This window comes from Streptomyces sp. NPDC053048 (assembly GCF_044547045.1).
Taxonomy (GTDB): Bacteria; Actinomycetota; Actinomycetes; order Streptomycetales; family Streptomycetaceae; genus Streptomyces.
Genome location: NZ_JBITZS010000012.1, coordinates 36,453 through 53,044, shown reverse-complemented (window position 1 = coordinate 53,044; position 16,592 = coordinate 36,453). Strand labels below are relative to the sequence as shown.

17 protein-coding genes are annotated in these 16,592 nt (G+C 73.1%); 8 read left to right on the top strand and 9 right to left on the bottom strand.

Annotation, left to right across the window (positions count from 1 at the left end):
* Positions 1-26: 26 nt before the first annotated feature.
* Genes ACIG36_RS29050 through pdhA form a run of 3 tightly spaced genes read right to left on the bottom strand, consistent with a single transcriptional unit; the run spans position 27 to position 3,732 of the window.
* Positions 27-1,520, bottom strand: coding sequence for a dihydrolipoamide acetyltransferase family protein (locus ACIG36_RS29050; protein WP_399934103.1), 1,494 nt, complete (start codon positions 1,518-1,520; stop codon positions 27-29).
* Positions 1,520-2,566: an alpha-ketoacid dehydrogenase subunit beta gene (locus tag ACIG36_RS29045; protein WP_399934101.1), complete on the bottom strand. Its 1,047-nt coding sequence runs from the start codon at positions 2,564-2,566 to the stop codon at positions 1,520-1,522. The genes ACIG36_RS29050 and ACIG36_RS29045 overlap by 1 nt, the downstream gene beginning before the upstream one ends.
* The gene (gene pdhA, locus ACIG36_RS29040) at positions 2,563-3,732 is read right to left on the bottom strand and encodes a pyruvate dehydrogenase (acetyl-transferring) E1 component subunit alpha (RefSeq protein WP_399934098.1); all 1,170 of its coding nucleotides are present in this window, start codon (positions 3,730-3,732) and stop codon (positions 2,563-2,565) included. The genes ACIG36_RS29045 and pdhA overlap by 4 nt, the downstream gene beginning before the upstream one ends.
* A 170-nt stretch (positions 3,733-3,902) precedes the next feature.
* On the opposite strand from pdhA, the gene ACIG36_RS29035 reads away from it, so the two are divergent.
* The gene (locus ACIG36_RS29035; protein WP_399934095.1) at positions 3,903-4,427 is read left to right on the top strand and encodes an Lrp/AsnC family transcriptional regulator; all 525 of its coding nucleotides are present in this window, start codon (positions 3,903-3,905) and stop codon (positions 4,425-4,427) included.
* A gap of 15 nt (positions 4,428-4,442) precedes the next feature.
* Here ACIG36_RS29035 and ACIG36_RS29030 read toward each other — a convergent pair whose 3' ends face one another.
* Together ACIG36_RS29030 and ACIG36_RS29025 are read right to left on the bottom strand one after the other, a co-directional pair.
* Positions 4,443-5,036 (bottom strand): TetR/AcrR family transcriptional regulator, encoded by a 594-nt coding sequence (locus ACIG36_RS29030; protein ID WP_399934092.1) that lies wholly within the window; start codon positions 5,034-5,036, stop codon positions 4,443-4,445.
* Positions 5,037-5,038: 2 nt separating this feature from the next.
* On the bottom strand, positions 5,039-6,559 hold the full coding sequence (locus ACIG36_RS29025) for a 3-hydroxyacyl-CoA dehydrogenase (RefSeq protein ID WP_399934089.1): 1,521 nt from the start codon (positions 6,557-6,559) through the stop codon (positions 5,039-5,041).
* A 137-nt stretch (positions 6,560-6,696) separates the two neighbouring features.
* On the opposite strand from ACIG36_RS29025, the gene paaN reads away from it, so the two are divergent.
* On the top strand, positions 6,697-8,403 hold the full coding sequence (gene paaN, locus ACIG36_RS29020) for a phenylacetic acid degradation protein PaaN (protein ID WP_399934086.1): 1,707 nt from the start codon (positions 6,697-6,699) through the stop codon (positions 8,401-8,403).
* 46 nt (positions 8,404-8,449) lie between these two features.
* On the opposite strand, the gene ACIG36_RS29015 is transcribed toward paaN, so the two are convergent.
* From ACIG36_RS29015 to ACIG36_RS29005, 3 genes are read right to left on the bottom strand one after another with little or no spacing between them, the layout of a single operon-like run.
* Positions 8,450-9,214, bottom strand: a complete 765-nt coding sequence (locus tag ACIG36_RS29015) for a TrmH family RNA methyltransferase (protein WP_399934084.1) — start codon at positions 9,212-9,214, stop codon at positions 8,450-8,452.
* Positions 9,215-9,219: 5 nt separating this feature from the next.
* The gene (locus ACIG36_RS29010) at positions 9,220-10,497 is read right to left on the bottom strand and encodes an HTTM domain-containing protein (RefSeq protein ID WP_399934082.1); all 1,278 of its coding nucleotides are present in this window, start codon (positions 10,495-10,497) and stop codon (positions 9,220-9,222) included.
* A 44-nt stretch (positions 10,498-10,541) separates the two neighbouring features.
* On the bottom strand, positions 10,542-11,219 hold the full coding sequence (locus ACIG36_RS29005; protein ID WP_399934079.1) for a DUF5819 family protein: 678 nt from the start codon (positions 11,217-11,219) through the stop codon (positions 10,542-10,544).
* Positions 11,220-11,423: 204 nt separating this feature from the next.
* Between ACIG36_RS29005 and paaA the strand changes: the two genes are divergently transcribed.
* The 6 genes from paaA to ACIG36_RS28975 all read left to right on the top strand — a co-directional run bounded on the left by paaA (position 11,424) and on the right by ACIG36_RS28975 (position 16,182).
* A complete protein-coding gene (gene paaA, locus ACIG36_RS29000; protein ID WP_399934075.1) occupies positions 11,424-12,374 on the top strand; it encodes a 1,2-phenylacetyl-CoA epoxidase subunit PaaA in 951 nt (316 codons plus the stop codon).
* Entirely contained in the window at positions 12,371-12,658 is a 288-nt protein-coding gene (paaB, locus tag ACIG36_RS28995; protein ID WP_399934073.1) for a 1,2-phenylacetyl-CoA epoxidase subunit PaaB, read from the top strand. Before paaA ends, paaB begins: the two co-directional genes overlap by 4 nt.
* A complete protein-coding gene (gene paaC / locus ACIG36_RS28990) occupies positions 12,655-13,359 on the top strand; it encodes a 1,2-phenylacetyl-CoA epoxidase subunit PaaC (protein ID WP_399934071.1) in 705 nt (234 codons plus the stop codon). The genes paaB and paaC overlap by 4 nt, the downstream gene beginning before the upstream one ends.
* A complete protein-coding gene (paaD, locus tag ACIG36_RS28985; RefSeq protein ID WP_399934069.1) occupies positions 13,353-13,853 on the top strand; it encodes a 1,2-phenylacetyl-CoA epoxidase subunit PaaD in 501 nt (166 codons plus the stop codon). Before paaC ends, paaD begins: the two co-directional genes overlap by 7 nt.
* Positions 13,854-14,939 carry a 2Fe-2S iron-sulfur cluster-binding protein gene (locus tag ACIG36_RS28980; protein ID WP_399934066.1) on the top strand — a complete coding sequence of 362 codons (1,086 nt, stop codon included), beginning with the start codon at positions 13,854-13,856 and terminating at the stop codon, positions 14,937-14,939. It abuts the gene before it with no gap.
* 109 nt (positions 14,940-15,048) lie between these two features.
* Positions 15,049-16,182, top strand: coding sequence for an acyl-CoA dehydrogenase family protein (locus tag ACIG36_RS28975; RefSeq protein WP_399934063.1), 1,134 nt, complete (start codon positions 15,049-15,051; stop codon positions 16,180-16,182).
* A gap of 52 nt (positions 16,183-16,234) precedes the next feature.
* Here ACIG36_RS28975 and ACIG36_RS28970 read toward each other — a convergent pair whose 3' ends face one another.
* Positions 16,235-16,582: a rhodanese-like domain-containing protein gene (locus ACIG36_RS28970; RefSeq protein WP_399934060.1), complete on the bottom strand. Its 348-nt coding sequence runs from the start codon at positions 16,580-16,582 to the stop codon at positions 16,235-16,237.
* Positions 16,583-16,592: the final 10 nt, after the last annotated feature.

The following is a 16,592-nucleotide window of genomic DNA, read 5'->3' as shown; positions in this document are numbered from 1 at the left end:
GCCGGAGGCCCCACGGCGGCCGTCGGTCAGACGGTGCGCAGTAGCACCGCCGGCTGCTCGACGCAGTCGGCGACGTACCGCAGGAACCCTCCCGCCGTGCCTCCGTCGCACACCCTGTGGTCGAAGGTGAAGGACAGCTGCACCACCTGCCGGACGGCCAACTCGCCCTCGTGGACCCAGGGCTTGGGTGCTATCCGGCCGACGCCGAGCATGGCCGCCTCGGGGTGGTTGATGATCGGCGTGGAGCCGTCGACGCCGAACACCCCGTAGTTGTTGAGGGTGAACGTGCCGCCGGTGAGCTCGGCCGGGCTGAGCTTGCCCGCCCGCGCGGCCTCGGTCAGCCGGGCCATCTCCACCGACAGCTCGACCGCGTTGCGCGCGTTGGCGTCCCGTACGACGGGCACGACCAGGCCCCGGTCGGTCTGGGCGGCGAAGCCCAGGTGCACGTCGGGCAGCCGGACGATCTCCTGGGCCTCGACGTCCACGGTGGCGTTGAGCTCGGGGTACTTCGCCAGGGCCGCCGTGCAGATGCGCGCCAGGAGGGCCAGCAGGGAGACCTTGGCCCCGCCGGAGGCGTTCATCGCGCGGCGGGCGGCGATGAGCTCGGTGGCGTCCGCGTCCACCCAGCACGTCGCGTCCGGGATCTCCCGGCGGCTGCGGCTGAGCTTCTCGGCGGCCAGGCCGCGCATGCCGCGCAGCGGTACGCGCAGCCCGTCGGTCCTCGGGCGGCCGGCCGCGACGCGGCGTCCGGCCCCGGCCGCCTCGGGGCGCGTGGCGGGACGGGGCGCCTGGGCGGACCCCGCACCCGCGGCCGCCGCCTGGCCGGCCGGCACCGCCTGGGCGGTGTGGGCCGTCCGTGCCGCCGCCTGTGCCGCTTCCGCCGCCCGGTCGACGTCGGCCCGGAGTATCAGCCCGTCCGGGCCGGTGCCGCGCACCTGGCCGAGGTCGACGCCGCGTTCGCGGGCGAGGCGCCGTACGAGCGGGGAGATCACCGCGATCGACGTGGGCGCGGGCGTCCGCTCGGCGGGGCGGGCGGTCTCGCGGCTCGTCGGACGGACCCTGCGGCGCCGTGCCGCGGGCGCCTGGGTGCCGTAGCCGACCAGCACATTGCCCGAACCGGCGTCCTGGCTCCGGCCGGCGGCCTCGTGCGATCCGCGGCTGCCCGCGCTGTCGCCCGAACCGTCACCGGCGCCTGCACCCGAGCCGTCGCCGTGACGGCGGCCCGAGCCCGCCCCGGATCCGCCGGCCGGCTCGGCCGCCGACGGTGTTGCCGGCTCGCCGACCGCCACCGTCAGCAGCGGGGCCCCGACGGGCAGTTCGGTGCCCTCCTCGCCGAAGCGGGCGGTGACCACGCCCCCGTAGGGGCAGGGGACCTCCACCATCGCCTTCGCCGTCTCGACCTCGACCACGGGCTGGTCGACGACGACCACGTCGCCGACGTTCACCAGCCAGCGGACGACCTGTGCCTCCGTGAGTCCTTCACCCAGGTCGGGCAGCGTGAACTCGCGCACCACAGCCATCAGCGCGCACCACTCTCATATTCGTCAACGGTCCATTCCGATTCCCACTGCAGGCGCGCCACGGCGTCCAGCACCCGGTCCACGCCGGGCAGATGGTGCTTCTCCAGCATGGGCGGCGGGTAGGGGATGTCGAGCCCGGCGACGCGCAGCACCGGCGCCTCCAGGTGGTGGAAGCAGCGCTCGGTGACCCGGGCCGCGATCTCCCCGCCGGGGCCGCCGAAGCCGGGTGCCTCGTGGACGACGACGGCGCGTCCGGTGCGGCGCACGGAGGCGCAGACGGTCTCCTCGTCGAAGGGCATCAGCGATCTGAGGTCGACGACCTCGAGGTCCCAGCCCTCGGCGGTGGCGGCCTCGGCCGCCTCCATGCAGACCGGCACCGACGGCCCGTAGGTGATGAGCGTCGCGGAGGTGCCGGGGCGGCGGACGAGCGCCTGTCCGATGCCGGGGACGGGTTCCGGCCGTCCGGGATCCCAATCGGCCTTCGACCAGTAGAGCCGCTTGGGCTCCAGGAAGATCACGGGGTCGTCGGAGGCGATCGCGGCGCGCAGCAGCCCGTAGGCGTCGGCGACGGTCGCCGGGGTGACCACGTGCAGGCCGGGCGTGGCCAGGTAGAGGGCCTCGGAGGAGTCGCTGTGGTGCTCGACGCCGCCGATGCCGCCACCGTAGGGCACGCGCACGGTGATCGGCATGGGCATCGCGCCGCGCGTGCGGTTGCGCATCCGGGAGACGTGGCTGATCAGCTGCTCGAGGGCCGGGTAGGCGAAGGCGTCGAACTGCATCTCCACCACGGGCCGCAGCCCGTACATGGCCATGCCGACGGCCGTGCCGAGGATGCCGGCCTCGGCGAGGGGGGTGTCCGTGCAGCGGTCCTCGCCGAACTCCTTGGCCAGCCCGTCGGTGACCCGGAAGACGCCGCCCAGGGTGCCGACGTCCTCGCCGAGGACGTGGACGGCCGGGTCGTCGGCCATGGCGTCGCGCAGGGCGCGGCCCAGGGCCTGCGCCATGGTGACGGGCTTGCGGCCGGCTTCGACAGGCGCGGTGGTCATCGCTGCCTTCCTTCCTGGGGGCCGCCCTCCAGGGGGCCCGCGAGCTCCCCCGCCGCGGTCAGCTCAGCACGCAATTGTGCTGCTTGCTCGCGCAGTTGGGCAGTCTGTTCGGCGTAAACATGTGTGAACAATTCCATCGGGTCGAGCGCGGGGTCCTGGTTCATCCGCTCGCGCAGATCGGCTGCCATGCGCTCGGCCGCGTCCTGTTCGGCCCGTATCGCGTTCTCGTCCAGCAGCTCGCGGCGGGTCAGTTCCCGCTCCAGGAGGGTGATCGGGTCGTGGGCGCGCCAGGCCTCGACCTCGGCGTCGCTGCGGTAGCGGGTGGCGTCGTCGGCGTTGGTGTGGGCTTCGATGCGGTAGGTGACGGCCTCCACCAGCGTGGGGCCGCCGCCCGCGCGGGCGCGGTGCACGGCCTCGGAGAGCACCGCGTGGACGGCGGGGGCGTCGTTGCCGTCGACCAGTCGGCCGGGCATGCCGTAGCCGACGGCCTTGTGGGCGAGGGAGGGGGCGGCGGTCTGCTTGGCGAGGGGGACGGAGATGGCGAAGCCGTTGTTCTGGACGAGGAAGACGACGGGTGCGCGCCAGACGGCGGCGAAGTTGAGCGCCTCGTGGAAGTCGCCCTCGCTGGTGCCTCCGTCACCGACCATGGCGAGCGCGACGACGTCGTCGCCCTTGAGCCGCGCGGCGTGGGCGAGCCCGACCGCGTGGGGGAGCTGGGTGGCCAGCGGGGTGCACAGGGGGGCGACGCGGTGTTCGTGCGGGTCGTAGCCGGTGTGCCAGTCGCCGCGCAGCAGGGTCAGGGCCTGCACGGGGTCCATGCCGCGGGCGACGGCGGCCAGGGTGTCGCGGTAGCTGGGGAAGAGCCAGTCGCGCTCCTGGAGGACCAGGGCGGCCGCGACCTCGCAGGCCTCCTGGCCGGTGGAGGAGGGGTAGACGGCGAGCCGGCCCTGCCGGGTGAGCGCGGTGGCCTGGGCGTTGTAGCGGCGGCCGCGCACGAGGTGCCCGTACAGCCGCTTCAGCAGGGCCGGGTCGAGCGCGGCGGCGGCCTCGGTGCCCAGCAGACGGTAGGGCTCCGCGTCGGGCAGCAGCGGCGCGGGGTCGGTACGGGGTTGCCAGGCCGGCGGCGGGGTCGGCCGGTACGAGCCGGGCTGCTCCAGAACCGTCATGACGAGCACCTCCTCTTGGGACGAGCTTGACCGGAAAGCGTCCTGCGCTCTCCCTACCGATTGTTCGGTCGACGGCACTTTTTGGCTACAGGCGGCCCGAGCCTGTGGACAAACGGTTCTCCACAACCTGAGATATGGACAGGGCGTCCATGAAGGGGAGGCATGGCGGTATGCCGGACGAACAGATGGCCTTTTCGGGCGGCAGGGCGCCGGCCCGACCGCTCGACGACATCGATCGCTCGATCCTGCGCATGCTCCAGAGCGACGGACGGGCGTCCATACGGTCCGTGGCCGAGCGCGTCCACGTCTCGCGGGCCAACGCCTACGCGCGGGTCAACCGGCTCATCGACGACGGGGTGATCCGGGGCTTCGGCGCCCGGGTGGACCAGGAGCGGGCCGGCCACGGCGCGTCGGCGTACATCACGATGAAGATCGTCCAGAACTCCTGGCGGACGGTTCGCGAGCAGCTGCGGGAGCTGCCCGGCGTCGCCCACATCGCGCTGGTCAGCGGCGACTTCGACGTCCTGCTGCTCGTGCACACCAGGGACAACCGAGCGCTGCGCGAACTGGTCCTCACCCGCATCCAGGCCATCGACGAGGTGCTCAGCACCCGGACGTTACTGGTCTTCGAGGAGACGGACCTCAAGGAGGACCGGCGGCCCAGGGAGGACCGTCCCCTCGACGAGGGCCGCTAGGGGGTGTCCGATGGGTCAGCGGTACGTGCGCAGGCCTGAGAACGCCGTGTGGACGACGGCGTCGGCGACCTCGTCGCTGGTGGCCGCGCCGCCGCGGCCCGGCCGGTACCACTCCACGATCGAATTGATCATTCCGAAGAGCAGCCTGGTCGCCAGCCGGACGTCCACGTCCTCCCGGAGGTCGCCGTCGGCGGCGGCCTCCTTCAGGAGCTCGGCGACCTGGTGGTCGAACTCGCGGCGGCGCTCCATGGCCCAGCGCTCGGTGTCCGTGTTGCCCCGCACCCGCAGCAGCAGCGTCACATAGGGCAGCTCGGCCATGAGCACCCCGACCGTGCGCCGGGTGACGTACTCCAGCCGGTCGATCGCCCGGCCGCCGGTGGCGCCCGGCTCCTGGAGGACGGCGAAGAGCTCGTCGAGCGCCCGGCTTATGGCGAGCCGGAGCAGCTCCTCCTTGCCCTTGACGTGGTGGTAGATCGAGGACTTGGAGATCCCGGCAGCCTTGGAGAGGTGCTCCATGGAGGTGCCGTCGTAGCCCCGCTCGTTGAACACCGTGACGGCGACCGCGAGCAGCGATTCGGGCGTGTAGGTGTCGCGCTTGGCCATGGTCATGATTACAACAGGCTCTCTTCGACGGCCGCACGGCGGCGCAGGGGCTGACAGGCGGCGTAGCGGCCGCCGGGGTATTCCTCGTGCAGATAGGACAGGACCGTCTCGACCCAGCCGGCGCCCAGCGCACGGCCCCACTCGAGCGGTCCGAGCGGGTAGTTCACGCCCAGCCGCATGGCGGTGTCGACGTCCTCGGCTGCGGCCACCGTCCGTCCGACCGCGTCGAAGGCCAGGTCCACCAGCATGACGACGGTACGGGCGACGATCATCCCGGGGACGTCGTCGATGACGCTGACCCGCTTGCCGAGCGCCTGGAACAGGCCGGTGGCGGCCCGTACGTCCTGCGGCGGGGCGGCATCGGACGGGGCGAGCGCCACGCGCGCGCAGGTGCGGTAGTCGAGGGCCAGGTCGAAGTGGATGCGGGGGCGCGAGGGGTCGTTGGTGGTGGCGGAGCCGCCGTTGGTCAGGTGCAGCGGCGTCCCGCCCGGGAGCTCGAAGAACCCCGCGGACGGGCTGCCGGTCACCTGGGTGACCTTGATGCCGGCCTCCTCGGCCATCGCGCGCAGCGCCGCGGCCGGGCCGGGCAGCTCGCCGTGCAGGACGAGCGCGGCCGGGGCGTCGCAGGGCTCCGCCGTGTGCGGCGCGGGTCGCTCGGCGCCCTCCGCGTGGTCGTACCAGCCGCGGCCGGTCTTGCGCCCCAGCAGGCCCGCCTGCACCAGCCGCTGCTGGGCCAGGGAGGGGGCGAACTTCGGGTCGTGGAAGAACGCCTCGTAGACCGAACGGGTGACGGCGTTGTTCACATCCTGGCCGATGAGGTCGGTCAGCTCGAAGGGTCCCATGGCGAAGCCGCCGCTCTCGCGCAGCACCGCGTCGATGGTGGCGGGGTCCGCGCCGCCCTCCTCGAGGACGCGGAAGGCCTCGGCGTAGAAGGGGCGGGCCACGCGGTTGACGATGAAGCCGGGGGTGTCGGCGCAGCTCACCGGCATCTTTCCCCAAGCGGCAACGGTGGCGCGCGCACGGTCGGCGGCGGCCTGGTCCGTGGCGAAGCCGCGGACGACCTCCACCAGCGGCAGGAGCGGGGCCGGGTTGAAGAAATGCAGGCCGACGAGGCGGCCGGGCAGGCGCAGGGTGCCGCCTACGGCGGTCACGGAGAGCGAGGAGGTGTTGGTGGCGAGCAGGCAGTCGTCCGGAACGACCGATTCCAGCGCGCCGAACAGCTTCTGTTTGGCCTCGAGTTGTTCGAGAATCGCCTCGATGACGAGCGCCGAGTCGGCGAGTTCGGCCAGGTCCGTGGCGGGGCGCAGGCGTTCGAGGGCCGCGTCCCGGCGGGCCGCGTCGAGTTTGCCCTTGTCCACGAGGCGGCCGAGGCGGGCGGCGATGCCGCGCCCGGCCTCCGCGGCGCGGCCGGGTGCGGCGTCGTACAGCCGCACGGGGTGGCCCGCGAGCAGGGCGACCTGGGCGATGCCCTGGCCCATGGTCCCGGTACCGACGACCGAGACGGTGCGGGCCGGGTCGATTGCGGTCATGGCAGTGATCCTCCCCGATGAGTTGTCCACAGGTTCGCCGGGCCCCCTTGTCCCGACCGATCGTTCGGTTACTGTATCCATCGGGGGTGCTGTCGGTCCCCCGTATCGGAGCCCCGCTCGACGAGGAGTTGGTCTACGTGACCGCCGCACTCACCACCGCCCAGCTGATCGACAAGCACCTCCCCACCCTTGACCAGGCGCTGGCCGCGATCCGTACGCGTGCCTACTGGTCCCCCTACCCCGAGCATCCGAAGGCCTACGGCGCCGACGGCCAGGGCGTGCCGGGCAGCCTGGGCGCCGCCGAGGGCCAGGCCGCCTTCGACGCCCTGCGCGGCAAGCGCTTCGAGCTGGACCAGCCGGGCACGGACGGCTGGACGGCCACGGAGGTCTCGCCCTTCGGCCTCGAGCTGGGCGTGGAGTATCCGCACGCCGACATCGATGTCCTGCTGGCCGCCCAGCGCGCGGCCATGCCCGCGTGGCGGGACGCCGGGCCGAAGGCGCGGGCGGCGGTCTGCCTGGAGATCCTCGCGCGGATCAACGCCCGTACGCACGAGTTCGCGCACGCTGTCATGCACACCAGCGGCCAGGCGTTCATGATGGCCTTCCAGGCCGGCGGCCCGCACGCCCAGGACCGCGCCCTGGAGGCCGTCGCCTACGCCTACGAGGCCCAGGACGCGACGCCCGGCTCCGCCCAGTGGGTCAAGCCGCAGGGCAAGCGCGACCCGCTGGAGCTGCGCAAGGAGTTCACGGCCGTACCGCGCGGTGTCGCGCTCGTCATCGGCTGCAACACCTTCCCCACGTGGAACGGCTTCCCCGGCCTGTTCGCCTCCCTCGCCACCGGCAACGCCGTGCTGGTCAAGCCCCACCCGCGCGCGGTGCTGCCGCTCGCGCTGACCGTGCGCATCGCCCGCGAGGTGCTGCGGGAGGCCGGCTTCTCCCCCGACCTGGTGGCGCTGGCCGCCGAACGGGACGGCGAGGGCATCGCCAAGGAGCTGGCCGTCCGCCCGGAGATCCGCATCATCGACTACACCGGCTCCACCGCCTTCGGCGACTGGCTGGAGACCAACGCCCGCCAGGCGCAGGTCTTCACGGAGAAGGCCGGGGTCAACACGGTCGTCGTCGACTCCACCGACGACTACAAGGGGATGCTCTCCAACCTGGCCTTCTCCCTGTCGCTCTACAGCGGCCAGATGTGCACCACCCCGCAGAACCTCCTCATCCCGCGCGGGGGCATCGCCACCGACGCCGGCCACAAGACCTACGACGAGGTGGTCGGCGACCTGGCCACGGCCGTCGACAAGCTGCTGGGTGACGACGCACGGGCCAACGCCCTGCTCGGCGCCATCGTCAACGACGGGGTGAAGGCCCGCCTGGAGTCGGCCGCGCAGCTCGGCGAGGTCGCGCTGGCCTCCCGGTCCGTGACCAACCCCGACTTCCCCGCCGCCACGGTCCGTACGCCCGTGATCGTCAAGCTGGACGGGGCCAAGCCGGACAGCGAAGCGGCCTATTTCTCCGAGTGCTTCGGTCCCGTGTCGTTCGCGGTGGCCGTCGACTCAGCGGCGGACGCCGTGGCGCTGCTGCGCCGCACGGTGCGCGACAAGGGCGCGATGACGGTCGGCGCGTACACCACCTCGGCGGACGTGGAGCGGCTGGTGGAGGAGGCCTGCCTGGAGGAGTGCGCGCAGCTCTCCCTCAACCTCACCGGCGGCGTGTACGTCAACCAGACGGCGGCCTTCTCCGACTTCCACGGCTCGGGCGGCAACCCGGCGGCCAACGCGAGCCTGTGCGACAGCGCGTTCGTGGCGAGCCGCTTCCGGACGGTGGAGGTGCGCCGCCCGTCCTGACCCGCGAGGGCCCGGTCCGGGCCGCCGGGCCCGGCTGTCCGTCCGCTCAGGCGGGTGCGGGGCCGCCCCAGTGGAAGAGCGCCATGGCGACGCTGGTGGCCAGGTTGTAGCTGGAGACCTGGGGCCGCATGGGAAGGGCGACCAGCCGGGTCGCCCGCTCCCGCAGCTCGGGCGAGATGCCGTGGCGCTCGGAGCCGAAGGCGATCAGCGCGTCGTCGGGGACGGGCACGGACCGGATGTCGTCGCCCTCCGGGTCCAGGACGTACAGCGGTCCCGGCGGCAGCTCCTCCAGGGGCAGCCGCTCGACGGCCGTGGCGTAGTGCAGGCCGGCGCCCGACCGCACGGCGTTGGGGTGCCAGGGGTCGATGTCGCCGGTGGTGACCACGCCCGTGGCCCCGAACCCGGCGGCCAGGCGGATCACCGCGCCGACGTTGCCGAGGTTGCGCGGGTTGTCCAGGACGACGACGGGCGCCTTCCGGGGCAGGGCCGACATGGCGTCGAGGTTGGCCCGGCGGTCGCGCCGGCCGGCGAGGGCGGCCACGCCCGTCGTGTGGATCCTGGGCACCAGCTCGCGCAGGGTCGCGGCGGGCACCTCGACCAGCAGGCCGTCGAGGACGTCCGTCAGGTCCCCGGCCAGCCGGTCGGCGAGCGTCAGGGTGGCGGCCCGGTCGCTGGTGAGGGCCACCCGCACCCCGGCCCCGAAGCGCAGGGCGTGCTTGAGCGCGTGGAAGCCGTCGAGCAGCACGGCGTCGGGGGCGGTGGCCGCCCATTGCCGCAGTGCGGCGGCGGCCCTGGCGTCGTCCGAGGTCATGGTGCTCAGCCTAGGGTCTTGTCCGTGGGCACGGACCCGGCCCGTCCGGGCGCGGGATCGGCCTGGCCGGGCACCGCGTCCATCCCGTCCGGCGCCCCCGGGGCGGGGTCAGGGGCCGGGCCCCGGTTACGGGAAGGGGCAAGGCGGGGGAAGAACCCCGCAACGGCCGCGCCCACCCGCCGCAGGAAGCCGGTCGGCAGGAACACGGCGTCCGCCACGATCATCGCCAGCGAGAAGAACGGCAGCCCGAGCAGCACGGCGATGCCCACGTGCTCGGCCATCATCACGGCCAGCAGAACGTTCTTGACCCGCCGGTTGAGCAGGGTGAAGGGGAAGGCCACCTGCACGGCCACCGTGCCGTAGGTCAGCAGCAGCACGATGATCCCGCTGGCCGCGAGGGCGTGCGAGAGGCCGGGCCAGGGCGAGAAGTAGTCGAGGTGCATCGGGTAGAACAGCGCGGTGCCGTCCTGCCAGCGCGAGCCCTGCACCTTGTACCAGCCGGCCGTGGCGTAGATCAGGCAGACCTCCGCCATGATCACCAATAGGGCGGCGTTGTGGGCGACATGGGCGAGCGTGTCCAGCACCGCACGCGGCTCGCCCGGCGCGTACCGTCCGGCGAGCCACCACAGGAGGTGGACCAGCCACAGGCCCCACAGGGCCGTCGCCCAGCCGAGGCCGGGCAGCGGGCCGTGGTCCGTCCACGACAGCCCCCTCCCGCCGAGCGTCTGCGCGGCGAGGAGCGCGAGGCCGCAGGCCACCCACAGCACGATGCCGGTCACGTCCCGGCCGGCCGCGTCCCCCTCGCCGTCCGTTCCGCGCCGGGCGGCACGCCGGGCGTCGAGCGACCAGACCCGGCCACAGCGGGTGAACACCGTGTACAGGGCCATGAGGTGGATGACGTTGTCGCCACCGTCGCCGATGAAGACGCTGCGGTTCTGCAGCGAGAGCACGCCGAGCATGTAGAGGACCGACATGGTCCGCGTGCGCCACCCGAGCATCAGCAGTGCGCTGGAGACGATGGACAGCGCGTAGACGGTCTCGAACCACACGGTGCCGTCGGACCACATCAGTGCGGTGAAGGCGTGGTTGTCGTCGGTCAGTTGCCGAGCCAGGTCCCAGCTCCAGGACGAGTCGGGCCCGTAGAGCTCGTGGCGGTTGGGCCACTCCCGCAGCAGGTAGCACAGCCAGGTGAAGGAGAGCCCGATGCGGACGACGGCCGTCTGGTACGGCCCGAGGGAGGAGCCGAGGACGCGGGCGAGCCCACGCGCGGGGGAAGCACTCATCGGTCGGCTGATCTGTCGGCTCACGGGTCCGCTCGTCGGTTCACTCATCGGTTCTTCCCCTCCGCGACGTCGGCGCTGGTGACCGGCCACCAGCGCAGCACCCGGTGGACGGGCCTGGTGTCGGCCTTCTCGTCGCTCCACGGCGGCGGGGCGATGGGCACGGTCACCGACCGCACCTGGATCCGGTCGACCGGACGGCCCTGCTGCGAGGCGCCCAGGCGGGAGACCACGAGGCGGCGGAGGTACTGCTCGGAGAGGCGGCCGCGCAGGCCGTTGGGCTGCTCACGGGCGTCGTGGGTGCCGGCGTAGTAGTCCCACGCGCGGCGCAGCTCGTTCTGGCGGGTGTGGCTGGGGAGGGGGTTGTGCAGGATGTCGGCGCCGTCGCGGGCGGACAGGTCGGTCCACGGGGTGACGGTGGTGCGGCCGCCGGGGCCGCGCAGCTCGGCGCGGGCCTGGACGGCGATGTTCTGCTGGAGGGGGTTGGGGGCGAAGAACTTCCAGTTCTGTTCGAACTCCGGCAGGACGTAGTCGTCGATCTCCGCGGCATGCTGCTTGCTGAGGGTGTTCGGGGGCGCCACGTGCAGGAACATCATCACCAGGTGCACGGCCGCGGCCACCGCCACCACCGCGGCCCCGGCCGCGACGACGAAGCGTGACGGCAAGGACAGCCCCTCCAGCACGGCGTCGCCGCCGGCCCGTCCGTGTCCGTCGTCCCTGTCCATACCCGCCCCGATTCGCCGTGCCGGCTCGCTGCCATGTGCACGCCGGGTCTCCGGCGTGCACCCGAACGGTACCGACGACGCCCCACCGGGCACAGCGCCCACGGGTTATCCACAGGGTTGACACGCCCTGGGGCTCGCCCCACCATTGAACCGAACGATCGGTCGGTAGGGAGATTCGGCAGCACGAGCACGAGGGGGCACGGCATGACGACCACTGCGCCGGAGACGGCAGCGCTGGAGGCGGTGTTCGACGCGGCCGTCGCCGCCGACGAGCGCATCGAACCGCGCGACTGGATGCCCGACGCCTACCGCGCCACCCTCGTCCGGCAGATCGCCCAGCACGCCCACTCCGAGATCATCGGCATGCAGCCCGAGGCCAACTGGATCACCCGCGCGCCCTCGCTGCGCCGCAAGGCGATCCTGATGGCCAAGGTCCAGGACGAGGCCGGCCACGGCCTGTACCTCTACAGCGCCGCCGAGACGCTGGGCACCGGCCGCGACGAACTGCTCGACAAGCTGCACAGCGGCCGCCAGCGGTACTCCTCGATCTTCAACTACCCCACGCTGACCTGGGCGGACGTCGGCGCCATCGGCTGGCTCGTGGACGGCGCCGCCATCACCAACCAGGTCCCGCTGTGCCGCTGCTCCTACGGGCCGTACGCCCGCGCCATGATCCGCGTCTGCAAGGAGGAGTCCTTCCACCAGCGCCAGGGCTACGAGCTGCTGCTGGCCCTGAGCCGGGGCACCGAGGCCCAGCACGCCATGGCCCAGGACGCGGTGGACCGCTGGTGGTGGCCCTCACTGATGATGTTCGGCCCGCCCGACGACGAGTCCGCGCACTCCGCCCAGTCCATGGCCTGGAAGATCAAGCGGCACTCCAACGACGAGCTGCGCCAGCGCTTCGTCGACATCTGCGTCCCGCAGGCCGAATCGCTCGGCCTGACCCTCCCCGACCCCGACCTGCGGTGGAACGAGGAGCGCGGACACCACGACTTCGGCGCCATCGACTGGGACGAGTTCCACGAAGTCCTCCGGGGCAACGGCCCCTGCAACGACCAGCGGCTCGCCCAGCGCCGGCGGGCCCACGAGGAAGGCGCCTGGGTGCGCGAGGCGGCCGCGGCGTACGCGGCCCGGCACGGAGAGGCAACGGCATGACCGGCACCGACTGGCCGCTGTGGGAGGTGTTCGTGCGCAGCAGGCGCGGCCTGTCGCACACCCACGCCGGCAGCCTGCACGCACCGGACGCGGAGATGGCCCTGCGCAACGCCCGCGACCTGTACACCCGGCGCAACGAGGGCGTCTCGATCTGGGTGGTGCCCTCCACCTCGATCACCGCCTCCTCGCCGGACGAGAAGGACCCCTTCTTCGAGCCCGCGGCCGACAAGCCCTACCGGCACCCGACGTTCTACGACATCCCCGAGGGGGTGCGGCACCTATGACCGCCGCACTGGCGCTGGGCGACGACGCCCTCGTGCTCTCGCACCGGCTGGGGGAGTGGGCCGGGCACGCCCCCGTGCTGGAGGAGGAGGTCGCCCTCGCCAACATCGCCCTCGACCTGCTCGGCCAGGCCCGGGTGCTGCTCTCCCTCGTCGGCGACGAGGACGAGCTCGCCTACCTCCGCGAGGAACGCGCCTTCCGCAACGTCCAGCTCGTCGAGCAGCCCAACGGCGACTTCGCGCACACCATCGCCCGCCAGCTGTACTTCTCCTCCTACCAGGAGCTGCTGTACGGGCAGCTGGCCGAAGAGGGCCGCTCGGCGTTCGCGCCGGTCGCCGCGAAGGCGGTCAAGGAGGTCGCCTACCACCGCGACCACGCCGAGCACTGGACGCTGCGCCTGGGCGACGGGACGGACGGGAGCCACGAGCGGATGCAGCGCGGCCTGGACGCCCTGTGGCGGTACACGGGCGAGCTCTTCGAGCCGGTCGAAGGCCTGCCGGTGGACTGGGCAGCGCTGCGCGACGGCTGGCTGACCAGGGTGACCGACGTCATCGGCCGCGCCACGCTGACCCTGCCCAGCGGCCCGCAGGTGGGCGCGTGGACGGCCGGCGCGGGCCGGCAGGGCATCCACACCGAACCCTTCGGCAGGATGCTCGCGGAAATGCAGCACCTGCACCGCAGCCACCCGGGGGCGTCATGGTGACCACACCCACCGCCCTCGAGGAGGAACTCCGCGCGCTGGCCGGGTCCGTCCCCGATCCGGAGCTGCCGGTGCTCACCCTGGCCGAGCTCGGCGTCCTGCGCGCCCTGCACATCACCGGCCCCGGCCGGGTGGAGGTCGAGCTGACCCCCACCTACACCGGCTGCCCCGCGCTGGAGGCGATGGCGGCGGACATCGAGCGGGTCCTGCACGAGCGGGGTCAGGCGGAGGTGACCGTCCGCACCGTGCTCTCCCCCGCCTGGTCCACGGACGACATCACCGCCGAAGGGCGGCGCAAACTGGCCGAGTTCGGCATAGCTCCGCCGGGCCCCGCCTCCGCAGCCGCCGGCCCGGTGCCGGTTGCGCTCGCCATCCGGTGCCCCCACTGCGGATCCACCGACACCACACTGCTCAGCCGCTTCTCCTCCACCGCCTGCAAGGCCCTGCGCCGCTGCGAGGCATGCCGCGAACCGTTCGACCACTTCAAGGAGTTGTAGATGGCAGCGGCCCGCCATGGCGCCTTCCACTCCCTGCGAGTGGCGGCCGTCGAACCCCTCACCGACGATTCGGTCGCCGTGACCCTCGCCGTGCCCCCCGCCCTGCGCGAGGACTTCCGCCACACCCCCGGTCAGCACCTGGCCCTGCGCCGCGTGGTGGACGGCGCCGAGATACGCCGCACCTACTCCATCTGCGGGCAGGCGCCCGGCACCGACGGGCCACACACCCTCCGGGTGGCGGTGCGGCTGGTGGACGGCGGCGCGTTCTCCACCTACGCGCTCAAGGAGCTGACGTCCGGAGACACGGTCGAAGTGATGGCACCGGCCGGGCGGTTCGTGCTGGAGCCGCGCCCCGGCCACTTCGCGGCGATCGTCGGTGGCAGCGGCATCACGCCCGTCCTGTCCATCGTCTCGACGCTGCTGGCCAGGGAGCCCAGTGCCCGGTTCTGCCTGATACGCAGCGACCGCACGACGGCGTCCACGATGTTCCTGGACGAGGTGGCCGACCTCAAGGACCGCTACCCCGGACGGCTGCAGCTCGTGCAGACCCTCTCCCGCGAGGAACAGCAGGCCGGCCCCGCGTCCGGGCGGCTGGACGAGGAGCGGCTGACCCGGTTGCTGCCCGCGCTGCTGCCGGTGGACACCGTGGACGGCTGGTTCCTGTGCGGCCCCCACGGCCTGGTGCAGGGCGCCGAGCGGGCGCTGCGCGGGCTCGGGGTGTCCCGGGAGCGGATCCACGAGGAGATCTTCCACGTGGCGGAGGTGCCGACGAGGTCGCACGCCGCGGCCGGGCCGGCGCGGGGCCCCGAGCACAGCGCGGTGACCGCGAAGCTGGACGGGCGCAGCGGCAGCTGGCCGGTGCGGGAGGGGGAGTCGCTGCTGGAGACGGTGCTGCGCAACCGGCCCGACGCCCCGTACGCGTGCAAGGGCGGGGTGTGCGGCACCTGCCGGGCGTACCTGGTGTCGGGAGAGGTGCGGATGGAGCGGAACTTCGCCCTGGAGCAGGAGGAGCTGGACGCCGGGTATGTGCTGGCCTGTCAGTCGCACCCGGCCACGGAGGAGGTGGAGCTGGACTTCGACCGCTGACGCCTCCTCCCCTCTCCCGCTCCCGTTCTCAATTCGGCGTCACTGCTCTACCGTGACGGCCCGTCAGCTCGTCGGATCAACTGACGGGTGCGAACGGAGGGGCCGGGCAGTGGACTTCACCTTCACCGAGGAGCAGCAGGCCGCCGCCGAGGCGGCGCGGGCCGTCCTGTCCGGGGTCGCCCCGGACGCCGTGCCCAGCCCGGCGCTGGTGCCGGGCGCCGTCGCCGAGGACTTCGATCGCGCCCTGTGGCGCCGGCTGGCCGATGCCGGCCTGCTGAGCCTGATGGTTCCGCCCGCCCACGGCGGCGCGGGGCTAGGACCCATCGCGCTGTGCCTGGTGCTGCGCGAGGCGGGCAAAGTGCTGGCGCGCGTCCCCCTGCTGGAGAGCAGCGCGGCGGCCCTGACCCTGCGCACGCACGGCGGCGCGGCGGCGGACCGCTTGCTGCCGTCGATCGGGCGCGGTGAGCTGGTCGTCACCGTCGCCGCCGGTGGCCGCACCGGCCATGACGGGGCCGAACTTGCCGTCGCCGCCCGCCCCGACGGCGGCGCCCACTGGGTCCTCGACGGGCTGCAGACGGCCGTTCCCTGGGCCCCGTGCGCCGACCGGTTGCTGCTGCCCGCGCACACCCCCGCGGGCCGGGCCGTCCTCGCTCTCGTCCCCCGCGAGCGCCCCGGCGTCACCCTCGCCGACCAGGTCTCCACCAACGGCGAGCGCTACGCGCGCGTGGCGCTGGAGTCCGTACGTGTCCGCGTCGACGAGCTGATCACCGCGGAGGGTGCCTGGGAGCTGCTGCGCGGCCTGCTGGTCACCGGCACCTGCGCGCTGGCCCTGGGCCTGGGCGAGGCGGCGGCCGCGATGACGGGCGCGTACACGAGCGAGCGCGAACAGTTCGGCCACCCCCTCGCCACGTTCCAGGCCGTGGCCGTACAGGCCGCCGACCGCTACATCGACCTGCGGGCGATGGAGGCAACGCTCTGGCAGGCCGCCTGGCGGCTGGAGTCGGGGGCGGGCGGCCCGCTGCCGGCGGCGGCCGACATCGCCGTCGCCAAGGTCTGGGCCTCGGAGGGCGTGCGCCGCGTAGTCCAGACCGCGCAGCACCTGCACGGCGGCTTCGGCGCGGACACCGAGTACGCCCTGCACCGCTATCACGCCTGGGCGAAGCAGCTGGAGCTCTCGCTCGGCCCGGCCGCCGCCCACGAGGAGGCGCTGGGCGACCTGCTGGCCGCCCACGACCTGGGCTGACCCCCGCGACCGAACAAAACCGGCCGGACGACCGACGAGGCAACCGAACCGGCTAGATGACGACCCCGGGCGCGCCGTCACCGGAGACGACCGGGCGCCCGGTGGCCTCCCAGCTCTGCATGCCGCCGTCGACGTTCGCGGCGTCCAGGCCCTGCTGCACCAGGTACATGGTGACCTGCGCGGAGCGGCCGCCGGAGCGGCAGATGACGTTGATGCGGCCGCCGTCGGGCGCCTTCTCCGTCAGCTCGCCGAAGCGCGCCACGAAGTCGCTCATCGGAATGTGCAGGGCGCCCTCGGCGTGCCCCGCCTGCCACTCGTCGTCCTCCCGCACGTCCAGCAGGAAATCGTCCGACGAGAGAGCGTCGACGCCGACCGTGGGAATCCCGGAACCAAACATCATGTCCCCGACG